This is a genomic window from Xanthomonas nasturtii, assembly GCF_023337365.3.
Lineage (GTDB): Bacteria > Pseudomonadota > Gammaproteobacteria > Xanthomonadales > Xanthomonadaceae > Xanthomonas > Xanthomonas nasturtii.
The window spans coordinates 1,031,597-1,043,587 of sequence record NZ_CP142084.2; the positions used below are offsets into that span (position 1 = coordinate 1,031,597).

General features: G+C 65.8%; 11 protein-coding genes and 1 pseudogene. 3 read left to right on the plus strand and 9 right to left on the minus strand.

Going from position 1 to position 11,991, the window contains the following annotated elements; genetic code table 11:
* Positions 1 to 34: 34 nt before the first annotated feature.
* The 4 genes and pseudogenes from M3O59_RS04360 to M3O59_RS04375 all read right to left on the minus strand — a co-directional run bounded on the left by M3O59_RS04360 (position 35) and on the right by M3O59_RS04375 (position 2,952).
* A complete protein-coding gene (locus M3O59_RS04360) occupies positions 35 to 508 on the minus strand; it encodes a MarR family winged helix-turn-helix transcriptional regulator (RefSeq protein WP_064633791.1) in 474 nt (157 codons plus the stop codon).
* Positions 509 to 650: 142 nt separating this feature from the next.
* The gene (locus M3O59_RS04365) at positions 651 to 1,046 is read right to left on the minus strand and encodes an EF-hand domain-containing protein (protein WP_064633793.1); all 396 of its coding nucleotides are present in this window, start codon (positions 1,044 to 1,046) and stop codon (positions 651 to 653) included.
* A 208-nt stretch (positions 1,047 to 1,254) separates the two neighbouring features.
* Positions 1,255 to 1,977 (minus strand): hypothetical protein, encoded by a 723-nt coding sequence (locus M3O59_RS04370; protein WP_064633795.1) that lies wholly within the window; start codon positions 1,975 to 1,977, stop codon positions 1,255 to 1,257.
* Between the two features lie 82 nt (positions 1,978 to 2,059).
* Positions 2,060 to 2,952: pseudogene (locus M3O59_RS04375) on the minus strand (SMP-30/gluconolactonase/LRE family protein).
* 264 nt (positions 2,953 to 3,216) lie between these two features.
* Here M3O59_RS04375 and M3O59_RS04380 point away from each other — a divergent pair.
* Entirely contained in the window at positions 3,217 to 4,326 is a 1,110-nt protein-coding gene (locus M3O59_RS04380; RefSeq protein ID WP_116906463.1) for a Gfo/Idh/MocA family protein, read from the plus strand.
* A gap of 311 nt (positions 4,327 to 4,637) precedes the next feature.
* On the opposite strand, the gene rlmM is transcribed toward M3O59_RS04380, so the two are convergent.
* The 5 genes from rlmM to M3O59_RS04405 all read right to left on the minus strand — a co-directional run bounded on the left by rlmM (position 4,638) and on the right by M3O59_RS04405 (position 10,418).
* Positions 4,638 to 5,681 (minus strand): 23S rRNA (cytidine(2498)-2'-O)-methyltransferase RlmM, encoded by a 1,044-nt coding sequence (gene rlmM, locus M3O59_RS04385; RefSeq protein ID WP_064633798.1) that lies wholly within the window; start codon positions 5,679 to 5,681, stop codon positions 4,638 to 4,640.
* A 36-nt stretch (positions 5,682 to 5,717) separates the two neighbouring features.
* Complete coding sequence (locus M3O59_RS04390; protein ID WP_064633800.1) at positions 5,718 to 6,278, minus strand: nucleoside deaminase; 561 nt, start codon at positions 6,276 to 6,278, stop codon at positions 5,718 to 5,720.
* The gene (locus M3O59_RS04395) at positions 6,278 to 6,700 is read right to left on the minus strand and encodes a hypothetical protein (protein ID WP_116906464.1); all 423 of its coding nucleotides are present in this window, start codon (positions 6,698 to 6,700) and stop codon (positions 6,278 to 6,280) included. The genes M3O59_RS04390 and M3O59_RS04395 overlap by 1 nt, the downstream gene beginning before the upstream one ends.
* Positions 6,701 to 7,221: 521 nt before the next feature.
* Complete coding sequence (locus M3O59_RS04400; RefSeq protein ID WP_116906466.1) at positions 7,222 to 8,151, minus strand: DMT family transporter; 930 nt, start codon at positions 8,149 to 8,151, stop codon at positions 7,222 to 7,224.
* A 527-nt stretch (positions 8,152 to 8,678) separates the two neighbouring features.
* Positions 8,679 to 10,418, minus strand: coding sequence for a glutamine--tRNA ligase/YqeY domain fusion protein (locus M3O59_RS04405; RefSeq protein WP_249046812.1), 1,740 nt, complete (start codon positions 10,416 to 10,418; stop codon positions 8,679 to 8,681).
* A gap of 432 nt (positions 10,419 to 10,850) precedes the next feature.
* Between M3O59_RS04405 and M3O59_RS04410 the strand changes: the two genes are divergently transcribed.
* Both M3O59_RS04410 and M3O59_RS04415 read left to right on the plus strand, forming a co-directional pair.
* The gene (locus M3O59_RS04410) at positions 10,851 to 11,492 is read left to right on the plus strand and encodes a glutathione S-transferase family protein (protein WP_249046811.1); all 642 of its coding nucleotides are present in this window, start codon (positions 10,851 to 10,853) and stop codon (positions 11,490 to 11,492) included.
* Position 11,493: 1 nt separating this feature from the next.
* Complete coding sequence (locus tag M3O59_RS04415; protein WP_116905522.1) at positions 11,494 to 11,724, plus strand: putative signal transducing protein; 231 nt, start codon at positions 11,494 to 11,496, stop codon at positions 11,722 to 11,724.
* Positions 11,725 to 11,991 lie beyond the last annotated feature (267 nt).

Consider the following 11,991-nt stretch of genomic DNA (forward strand, 5'->3'; position numbering starts at 1 on the left):
TTCGAATGGTGAGAGTGCTGGTGTGTGTGCGGGATCAGAGCTCTTCGGCCAGCGCGGTGTCTGGCGCGGCGGCGCGTTCCAGTGTGGCGCTGGCGTTCAATTTGCAGAGCAGGCGCAGCAGCGTCTGTTGCTCGCTGGCCTGCAGGCCGGTGCAGGTGCGTTCGACCGCGCGCGCCAGGCAGCCTTGCGCAACCAGCAGCGTGCGCTCGCCCAGGGCGGTCAGATACAGGCCCTTGCTGCGCCGGTCGCGGCCGGCCAGGCGTTCGATCAGGCCTTGATCGGCCAGCGCATTGGCGATCTTCATGCCGGCCGCGCGGTTGACCAGCAGGCGGTTGCCCAGCTCGGTCTGATCGCAACCGGGTTGGTCGCGGATGTGGATCAACGCGGTCACGCGCGCCGGAGTGAGGTGCAGCTCGGCCAGTTCCTGGCGCGCGGCGTGGCTGGAGGCCAGGGTGGCCAATTGCAGTTGGTAGCCAAGGTCGGCGGCAAGTGCCAGGCGAGCGTTCATCGGTCTATCCAAATTGTATCCGTTAAATACAATCTAGCCGACCGAAGCGGGCCCTGCAAGAGGGGGCGATGGCGTGATGCGAACCGCGGTGCGCGGCTGCGTAGGACAGCCGTGCCCATGCGGTTTCAACGATTCATGCAGATTACTGAATCAGCCAGCCCGCGAGCTGTTCACGGGTCAGAAAGCCGCCGTGGCGGACGTCGAGCGCGTCGAATTCGTCGGCCAGTGCGGGGTTGGCCTGCGCTTCGGCGCGGCTGATGCGGCCATCGCCATCGGTGTCCATGGCCTGAAAGTCGATGCGGTAGCTGCCGACCACGCTGCTGGGCTGGATCGAACGCACGATCACGCTGGATTCGCCGCGTGGGCGCTCCAGCTGTGTTTGATGGGTGACCTCGCCGCTGGACAACGGCTGGGTGCGGACGGCGCTGGGCGCGTCGATCAGCGGCATGCTGCTTGCCGGTGTGGGCGCTTGCTGTGCGTGCGTGGCAGTGCAGATCGACAGCGACAGGACGAGTGTGGCGATACGGCGAGTGGTCATCAGATCCCCTTGATGCGGAACAGCCGGCAAGCATAGAGCGTGGCGGAGACTTTGCGGCGTGCGCGACGGCAGTGCGTGGATGGTGACGGGGGGGATATCGCGTTTGAGCGGTTGACCTGGGCAGACATTCCTGATCGCGTTGTTGCGTCGTTGCGGGCAGGGCGGGCATTGCGCACTGCATCGCACAGTGCCCGCCGTGTGCTGCCACTCAGCCGGGGATGAATGGAAACACGATCTTCAGCAGGCCCTTCAAGCCACCTTCTGCAGTGCTGGCAACGGCTTTGGCGCCGAGGCTGTTGAGCGCGCGGCGCACGTCTTCCCACCGCAGTTGCGCGATGTCCTTCTTGAGCAGATCCGAAACCTCTTCCGCGGTGGGCGTGAGCTTCTGCAATTCGCGCACGGTGGCCTGCGGATCCGGTTGCAGATAGCCCCAACGTTCGGCGATTTTCAGCAGGGTGTCGAAGCGCACCGCCACCACTTCGCGGTTGCGTTCGTACACCGGCAGCGCACCGACATCCAGAATGGCCTGCTCGAACTGCTGCGCATCGTCGGGATGTTCGATCCGCACCGCCAGAAATCCTTCCTTGCGGCTGCGCTCGCTGACGTGCTTTGCGCCGGAGCGCAGATTGTCTTCGGTGAGCACGTTTGCGACGATGCGCTGCATCGCGGCGTCGCCTTCTTCGGGCACCAGCGAGCGCCAACGCGCATAGCCATCGCGCCGCAATGCCTTGACCTTGGCAGAGGTCACCCGCAAGTGCAGGGCGACCATGGCATTGGAGCTGTTGCGCGAGATGGCGCCATCGCGTTCGAGCAGCACGAAGATCAGCAGTTCCAGGTCACGCTTGGTCAGCGACTGAAACCCCTGCAACAGGGTCAGGCGCAGGAATTCGTTGCCAAAGGCGGCCGCGTCCTTCAATTCGATCGGTTGCATGGGGGAGTCCTCCACAGGTGACCTGCAGGATGCCAGGGCGCTGTTGCGCGGCCTGAGAACCAATGCGACGCACACGCCAGTTTCAGAGCCCGGTTTCGCGCCCGCGGCGATCGGACCTGAATATTTCAACTGCGCCGCGGTCCTGCAAGGTGACAAACACCTGCCGGCGATCGGCGCCGCCGAATGCAACGTTGCTGGCCTTGCGGCCCTTCAACGCGACTGTGCGCAGCAGCTTGCCCTGCGGCGACACCGCTGCAATCTGCCCGGCATCGGAGCGGGCGATGTACACATTGCCGTCGGCATCGCAGCGCATGCCGTCCATGCCGAAGTCGGCAAAGCTGATCAGCAGGCGCTTGTTGCGCAGGCCGCCATCGTCAGTACGGTCGTAGACCCATACCTTGCGCGACATGCTTGCGTTGACGTAGCCCCGTTTGCCGTCGAGGCCGATGGGCGTGGTCATGCCCGCTTCCAACAGGCGCACCACCCCGGTGCGGCTGATGTGCCACAAGCGCCCGCTGTTGTCCTTCCAGTTGGGGTCGCTGGCGTAAAAGCTGCCATCGGGCGCCAGTGCCAGATCGTTGGGCCATCGGCATCGGGCAATGCCGCAAATGTGCTCACCGCGCGCGTGTGCATGTTCACTTGCAGGAGCTTGTGGCCGGTGTGATCGGCAACGAACATGCTGCCGTCGCGAAAGCGGATGCCATTGCCGGCACTGCCCGCGGGCAGGGTGACGAATACCTCGGCCTTTGCGCTGCCATCTGCTTGCAGCGCGATGCGTGCGATGGTGCCGTCCTTGCCCAGATTCACCGCGTACAGCGCGCCATCCGGCCCGGCGGCCGGCCCTTCGGCATTGTGGGTGAATGCGCCATCGCCGATCAGATCGCGCGCGACGAACAGCGCATCGTCAGCACCTGCCAGCGAACTGGACAACAACGCTGCCAGCGGCAGGAAACGCAGGCGGGCAACAGCGATCATGCGGCTTGCTCCAGATGGGACCGTTGGCAGTGTGCCAGAACGTGCGCAGCGACCATGGCGGCGATCACGCACGATCAAGTAAGGTGCGCGGGCAGCATTGGCCGACGAGCCACCAGCACATCTTCGCTTTGCTGAGACGCGGGCGCGCCTGGACTCGATGCGGCATGTACTCACTGACACTCCGGTTTGCGTGCGTTGTCGCAACTAACCGACGGTCGCGCGCAATGGTGTGTTAGCCGCTCATATCTTGCGAAGGAGGTTTGCATGTCCGTGGAATCGATCACACGTCGCCGCTTGCTCGCTGCTTTCGGCGGTGCAGGCATCCTGCTTGCGGCACCGGCTTGGGCAGTGCCGAAGAAAAAGCCGGGAAAACCGTTGAATGTAGCGTTGGCGGGCCTGGGCAGTTACGCCAGCGAACAGCTCGCGCCCGGTCTGGCACTGACCAAGCACTGCAAGCTCGCTGGCATCGTCACCGGCACGCCTGCAAAGATTCCGCATTGGCAGGCCAAGTACGGCATCGCCGATCGCAATGTCTACACCTACGAGAATTTCGATCGCATTGCCGACAACGACGAAATCGATGTGGTCTACATCGTCACGCCCACGCATCTGCATGCGCCACTGACCGTGCGTGCTGCTGCCGCAGGCAAGCACGTGTGGTGCGAAAAGCCGATGGCGATGCATGCCGGCGAGTGCGAGGCGATGATTGCGGCCTGCAAGCGCAACAAGGTGGCGCTGACAATCGGCTACCGCATGCAGCACGAACCCAATACGCGTCGTCTGATTGCGATGGCCAGCGAGAAGCCGTTCGGTGCGATGCAGCGCGTGCGTGCCGAGGCCGGTTACAACGGCTATCACGATGCGGCCAAGGAGGACCGCCCGTGGCGTTTGCGCTCCCAGTTCGGTGGCGGTGCGATGTACGACATGGGCGTGTATCCGCTCAATGCCGCGCGTTACACGGTGGGCGCCGAGCCGCTGGCGGTGACGGCCAAGCGCTGGACCGACCGTCCCGAGTTGTTCGATGAAGTGGACGAACATATGGATTTCACGCTGGAATTCCCCAATTCCGTGCGTGCGTCGTGCAAGACCAGCTTCGGCGCCAACATGAATGTGCTGCGCGCCGAATGCGAGCGCGGCTGGTACGAGTTGTCGCCGTTCCAGAGCTATCAGGGCGTCACCGGCAAGGCCAGCGACGGGCGTGTGTTCGATGCCAAGGTGCCGCACCAGCAGGCGTTGCAGATGGACGAAGACGCGCTGGCGATCATGAACGGCACGCCGCTACGGGCGCCGGGAGAAGAAGGCCTGCGCGACATCCGCATCGTCGACGCGATCTATCGTTCGGCACGAGAAGGCAGCAAGCGCATCGCGCTGTGATGGCGGCCCGCTGCGTCGATTGGCGGAGCGGGGTCTGAAACTGCGCTGAGCAAGCAGGCTTGCTCAGCGTAGTTGGCAAGATGCACTGCGGACTGGTTGTCTGGCACTTGGCAAGTGTCGCCAGGCGCGGTTGGCCTCGACTGCCAACTGCGCAGTTGGAATGCCACAGAAAGGCGCGTTAGGGCGCCTGTCAACAACTATGGCGGATTGCGCCGGTTGTTAATCGAATGATCGAAGCGATCAGCACCGCAGCAACCCCGCGCCAGCCAACCGCTCTACGATTCCCGATTCCCCAATCCCGACTCCCGCCCTCAATCCCGCATCGCCAGCACCGTGATCTCTTCGCGATCGTGATACAGCTGCTTGGCGCGCACGATCAATGATTTCTCTGCCTGCTGCTCGAACAGGTCCAGGCACAGGCGGGTTTCGTCCCAGCGCTTTTTCATCGGCAGTTTGAGGTTGAAGATGGTGTTGCGGCACCAGCCTTCGCGCACCCAGGTGGCCATGCGTTCGGCCACACGGCGCGGTTGCTCGACCATGTCGCAGACCATCCAGTCCAGCGGTTGCGCAGGCTTCCAGTGAAAGCCGTCGGCACGCAGATGCTCCACCAGCCCGGTCTCCAGCACATGCTCGCGCAGCGGGCCGTTGTCGACGCTGGTGACGTGCACGTGCTGCCGCGTCAGCACCCAGGTCCAGCCGCCGGGTGCCGCGCCCAGATCGGCCGCGCGCATGCCGGGCTTGACCAATGTTTCGCGTTCTTCGGGAGTCAGCAGCGTGAGCAGGGCTTCGTCGAGTTTGAGCGCAGAGCGCGAGGGCGCTTCGGGCAGCAATTTCAGGCGTGGAATGCCCAACGGCCACGGCGCGCTGTCGGCGCTGTCGGCAATGGCCAGTAGCGCGTGGTCGCCGTCGAGAAAACAGATGTGCAGCCGCGGTTGGCGCGGTTGCGGCTTGTCGGTGAGCAGGCCGGCCTTGCGCAGTGCAGGGCGCAAGGCGTTGCCGAAGCTGCGCGCCAGGCCCGCCAGTGGCTTGCCGGCGTCCGAATCCGGGTGTTCCACCCACAGATCGCCGAAACGTTGCTGTCCTTCCAACGCGGCCAGCATCGGGGTGATGCGGTCCTTGGGGTCGATACCTTTCAGTTCGGCAATCACCACCAGCTTCTGCCGCGCGAAGATCAATTCGCGCCAATGCAGTTTGGCGGCAAGTTGCGCGGCCTCGTCGCAGACGAAGAGCACATAGCCATCGTTGCGCTGGGTGCGCGCGTAGCCGGCGATGCCGATGAATGCGGCGCGTGCGCTCAGTTCTGCAGCCAGCTCAGGCTCGAAGCCCTGGCGGCAGTAACATAGCAGGCCGCTCATCGCGGCACCCGCAGCGCGCCGGCGGTGCACGCGACATCAATAATGATCACCGCCGCCCTCGCCATAGTTGCGCAGCACCGCACAGGCCTGATCGCGCTGCACATCGCGCACCACCTCGATGCCGCGGCGTGTCAGTTCGCCCACCCAGTCGGCTGGCAGCGGGCCTTCGTCGAACTGCGTCAGCGCCATCACGTCTTCGGCGCGCGCGCCGATCAGCAGGCGGTCGATGCCGGCCCACACGGTGGCGCCATAGCATTGGCAGCACGGCTGCGCGGAGGTGGCCAGCGTCACCGGCGACAGCACGTCGTTCAAGCGCGGTGTCTGCAGGCGCTGCTGCGCGAGCATGTAGGCCATGTTTTCGGCATGCGCCAGCGAGGTGGTCTGCGGCACCACGCGGTTCACTGCGGCGGCGATGATGCGGTGATCCGGGCCGAACACGACTGCCCCGAACGGGCCGCCGCTGCGTTCCTGCACGTTCATCCGCGACAGTTCGATCGCCAGCGCCACCTTATCCTCATCGCGGGGATAGGCGCGGCTGTCGTCGACATGCGCGTGGATCCAGTCGGGCAGCGTGAGGTGGACTTGCGCGTAAAGCATCAGTGAACCGTTTCTGTAGGGGGAGTGGCGGGGCGCAGTGTATCGGCCTGCGCGTCCTTTGCGGCGCATTGCCCGGCCACGCACTGGCAGGCGCTGATTTCGCGGAAGCCGCACACGCTCATCATGCCGCTGGCCTGGCACTGCGCCAGCACGCCTTTGGGGTCGGTGGCGCTGTTGACGTTGACGCAGCCAGGAAACGCGCCGCAACAGTTGCCGACGTTCTTCACCGTGCAATCGGCATCGGTGCGGCAGGTGGTGGTGACGGTGACCGGCTTGGAGGGTGCCGGGCTGCTGGCTGGCGCGGCGCTGCTGGCCGGTGGCGGGGTGGCCACATCGGTCGGTGGTGCGGCCACGCAGCCGATTGCGGCAAGACACGACAGCAACACCACGCTGCGCAGGCACCAGGAGGGAAGACGGGACATGCGGCTGCTCCGATCAGACCATATGAGCTGCCATGGTAAGCCCAGGCCGCGTGCAGCGTGGGCACGGTGGAAGGACCTGTGCCGACAAGCGGCAGGCAGCGTGCACGCAGGCCTGTGGGTGCCAGTGGCGGCGCAGTGCCCGCATGGCGCTTGTTGGCGCTCAGCGCTTGACCATCAGCGATGCGCGATCAACGCCGCCGCTGCCTCAACGATGTCTGCGCAGCGCCGAGGCGCAGCGACTGGCCAGGCTCAGTTGCTGCATGCCGTCGGCGCGAAGATCGGTGGGTGGCTCGTCCAGGGGCGGCTCTGCAACCATGGCACACAGCGCCTCGGCCGGCGTTGCCGTCTGGGATGGGAATGGGGGTTGCTGCGAGCAGGCGACCAGGCCGATGGACAGCGAAAGCACGGCGCTGCGCAGTGCGCGCCGGCGTGGCGGTGAATGGCGGCGGAAAAGGCACATGGCGGTGTTCCTGCGGGACGCAGCCTGCACGGTAGTGGCGCATGCGCATCAGCTGGCGGCGTCATTTCGCTTCCGCATGCAGTGCTGCGCACCACAGCACGCCGACCAGCAGGCAGGCGATCGCCGCCAGCTCCAACGGAGTGGGTAGGCGCATTTCCCAGGCGAAGCCGTACAACAGCGCGAACACCGTTTCGAACACGATCATCTGCCCGACAAGGGTCAGCGGCAGCACACGGCTGGCGCGATTCCACAACGCATTGCCGATCACCGAGGCCAGGATGCCCAGCAACAGCGACACGCCCCAGAAGCCGGCCCAGTCGAGCGGTGCATGCGCTGCGCTGCCGATCAGGGCTGCCGGCGCCAGCAACAACGCCAAGGCGCCGGTGACCACGCCGGTGAGCAGCGACCAGTCGCCGCCGGACAGATCCGGGCGCCGTCGCAGCCAGCGCGCATTGGCGATCGAATAGGCCGACCACGACGCCAGCGCACCCACCGCGCACAGCAGGCCGGCGATACGGGTGAGGCGGTCGCTCGCCTGCTGGCCGGAGTCGTCCTGCACGGTGTCCAGCGCCACCAAGGCCACGCCGATCACGCACAGCACGCAGGGCGCCGCCAGACGGCGCAATTGCACCGCGCCTGCGGTACGCGTGCCGATCACGGTGACCACGACCGGCAACAGCCCGATGATCAATGCGGTGGCCGCACTGCCCGCCCACTGCACGGCGCTGCCGAGCAGCACGTAATAAATCAGATTGCCCATCAGGCTCAGGCGCACCAGCGCCCACCACTCGGCGCGACCCAGCCGGGCAGCGGTCTGCCGCGCGCGTGGCGCCAGCACCAACGCCGCCACCGCGCCATACGAGAGGTAGCGCGCCACTGCCAATTGCAGCGGCGTAAATGCGGCCAGCAATTGCGGCGCCAGAAACACCAGCCCCCACAGCGCACCCGCACCGATCCCGCAGGCGATACCCACCATCAAGCGTTCACGCATCGTGCTGTTCCTCAGGGCATGCATTGCAGCCTGCCGTGCGGCAGCCGGTGGATCAAGGCGAGCGCTGCAGAAATTTGAAACGCGGCCAGGGCGTGCTGCAGCTCGCTGCACTTGCGTGACCCGCAGGCGGGGTGCTGCGGGTCGCAGGATGCGTTGAGCAGGCACCCTCTGAACACCTGCGGGGGTGCAAGCAAGCCTTGCATCTCGCTTGATCGCAGCGGTGTCCGGTGCAGGAAATCAAGCCCTTGCGCGAGATGCGACGGTGCATCGGTTGTCGATGGTCAGCGCACGAAAGCGTTGTTCAGCGCTTGCCTGATCAGGTGATCCCATCGCCGCGCACGCGTGACCAGCGCTGTCGTGCTGGCCGGTTGGATCAACTGCGTGGCGAGTCGTTGCTCTGCGTTGGCGCCGAGGCCGGGGGAGGCACTTTACGAGGCGCGGCAGCTGCATTTCCAGGCAGTCCGCTCACCACCGGCCTCAGTCGCAGCGACGCCCTTTTGCAGGGGCGTCGCTGTGTTTTGCCGCGGTTACTTGGCCCAGGTGTCGCGTAGGGTCACGCTGCGATTGAACACCGGTGTGGCCGCGTTATGGTCGCGGCGGTCGGCAACGAAGTAGCCGGTGCGCTCGAACTGAAATGCCTGCTCGGGCGCTGCCAATGCCACACTCGGCTCCACATAGCCGCGCACGCTGCGCTTGGACTCGGGGTTGAGGTAGTCGCGGTAGGTCTTGCCTTCGGATTCGTCGTCGGGCTTTTCCACCGAAAACAGGCGGTCGTACAGACGGATTTCCGCTTCCACCGCATGCACGGCGCTGACCCAATGGATGGTGCCCTTGACCTTGCGGTTGGCGCCCTCCATGCCTGGGCGCGACTCCGGGTCCAGCCAGCCGCGCAGTTCGACGATCTCGCCCGCGTCGTTCTTGATCACCTCATCCACCCGCGCAATGCCCGCGCCGCGCAGGCGGATCTCGCCGCCCGGCACCAGACGCTTCCAGCCCTTGGGCGGAACCTCGGCAAAATCCTCGCGCTCGATCCACAGCTCGCGTGCGAACGGCACTTCACGCGTGCCGAAGCTCTCGTCCTTGGGGTGATTGGAAAACTGCAGCGTCTCGGTGTGGCCTTCCGGCAGATTGGTCAGTACCAGCCTGAGCGGCTCGATCACGGCCATGCGGCGCGCCGCGGCTGCGTCCAGATCCTCGCGCAGGCACCCTTCCAGCACCGAGAAATCGATCAGCGAGTTCTGCTTGCTGATGCCCACGCGGTCCACGAACAACCGCATCGCCGCCGGCGTGTAGCCGCGACGGCGCAAGCCCTGCAGCGTGTACATGCGCGGGTCGTCCCAACCGTCCACCAGCTGTTCTTCGACCAGCGCGGTGAGCTTGCGCTTGCTCATCACCGTGTAGTTGATGTTGAGGCGCGAGAATTCGATCTGACGTGGCTTGGCGGCTTCGCGCGGCAGGCCCTTGTCCAGCAGCGGCTGCAGCAGTTCCGGGTGACCGGCCAGGCCCACCTTGTCCACGCACCAGTCGTACAGCGGGCGATGGTCTTCGAATTCCAGCGTGCACAGCGAGTGGGTGATGCCTTCCACTGCATCGCCCAGCGAATGCGCGAAGTCGTACATCGGGTAGATCGGCCACGCGTTGCCGGTGTTCTGATGCTCCACATGCTTGATGCGGTACAGCGCCGGGTCGCGCAGGTTGATGTTGCCGCTGGCCATGTCGATCTTGGCACGCAGCGTGCGCGCGCCATCGGGGAATTCGCCGGCACGCATGCGGCCGAACAGGTCCAGGTTTTCCTCGACGCTGCGCTCGCGGAATGGCGAGTTACGGCCGGGCTCGGTCAGCGTGCCGCGGTACTCGCGCACCTGTTCTGCGGAGAGATCGCAGACGAAGGCGTGGCCGTCGCGGATCAGCTTCTGTGCGGCCAGGTAATACACCTCGAAATAGTCCGAGGCGTGGCGCAACTGCGCCCATTCGTAGCCCAGCCAGCGCACATCGTCCTGGATGGCCACCACGAACTCGGGGTCTTCCTTGGCCGGGTTGGTGTCGTCCAGGCGCAGGTTGCACAGCCCGCCGAACTCGGCCGCCAGCCCGAAGTCCAGGCAGATCGCCTTGGCGTGGCCGATGTGCAGGTAGCCGTTGGGCTCGGGCGGGAAGCGGGTGCGGATGACCGTGTGCTTGCCGCTGGCCAGATCCTCGCGGACGATCTGGCGGATGAAGTCTTTCTTCTCCGCCGGGGCGGTGGCGTCGGTGGCTAGGGTCTGGGACATGCGCGCATCAGCAATAGGTAAACCGCAAGTTTAGGCGGTGGCACCGGTTAGGGGTAGGCGGCGGGGCAGCGGGGCGGCCTCTGGCCGGCAGTTTGGCTGGGGTTGGCCAGCCTGCTCGCTCCCCTGCAGGCGGTGCCGGTCATGCGTGGCGCTGCCGTGGCCGGGCTGTCACGCTGCAACCGACGGGCATGCAGGTGGTTCACATGCCTGGCAACCAGCACGCACTTCCCGCCGCCGGTGCGCAGCAAGCGTGGGGCGTGGCTGCAGCCACGCGACCCCAGGCATCGTTCGCGCCGGCCCTGTAGCAAGCGCCGCCTTGCTCGCTGCTTGCTGCTTGCGGCAGGGCAAGACTCCTCACGCGCGGCCGGACACGGCTGGCGGGCATCGGTCGCGACGCGTACGCTGCGCCGACCCCGTTGGAGCGCCCCATCCATGCCACTGCCCCGCCTGGTGATCGGCGACAAGACCCTGTCTTCCTGGTCGTTGCGGCCTTGGCTGCTGTTGCGGCACTTCCAGGTGCCGTTCGAGGAAGTCGCACTGCCGCTCAATACGCCGGAATTCCAGAGCCGCATCGCCGGGTATTCGCCGACCCGCCAGGTGCCGGTGCTGTGGGACGACGCCCTGCATGTATGGGATTCGCTGGCGATCTGCGAGTACATAAACGAGCGTTGGCTGGACGGCCGGGGCTGGCCGGCCGAACTGGCGGTACGCGCGCAGGCGCGCGCTGCCGCAGCGGAAATGCACTCCGGCTTTGCGGCGCTGCGCAGCCAGCTGCCGATGAATCTGGCCCGCCCGCCCGCCCCCGCACAGTGGGACGCGGCCGCCGAACGCGATATCACCCGCATCCAGGCGCTGTGGGCCAGCCTGCGCGCCGAACATGGCCATGCCGGGCAGTTCCTGTGCGGCGACTTCGGCATTGTCGATGCGATGTTCGCACCGGTGGCGCTGCGCTTTGCCAGCTACGGCGTGCCGCTGTTCGAAGCCGCCGGCGATTACCTGGCGGCACTGGATGCACTGCCGGCACTGCGCGAGTGGAAACAGGGCGCCGAGCGCGAACGCCTGGAGCGCGGCTGACATGCAGATCGCGTATCGCGCCAGCCACATCATGGACGCGCATCTGGCCAAGCACGCACTGGAAGATGCCGGCATCACCGCATTCGTGTTCGGCGAGTCGCTATTGGGCGGTGCCGGCGAATTGCCGGCCTTCGGCGTGCTGCAAGTCTGCGTGGCCGACATGCATCTGAGCCAGGCCCAGGCAGTGCTGGCGGAAATCGGTTTGTGCGGACACGTCACGCGCGCGGTGTGAGATTGTTGAATTGCTGCGTGGTCATGTGGCCAGCCGGTCTAGATCAAAAGTTTAGTTGGACGGCGCCGCCGCACCAGGTAGTTGGCTGGTGCGGAGTCGGCCGAGTGCGCGATGCCGTCACCGCTGGAGGGGCACGCCGTTAACCCGTCCATGGGGGCTTGTTGGCGGCACCCATGCCGCCAACGGTCGCGCTATCGGTGAGGGCACCGCGCCAGACCGTTGGCGGGTGGTTTGTTGAAGAGCGAAGCCACAGCGTCACCAGTTTGC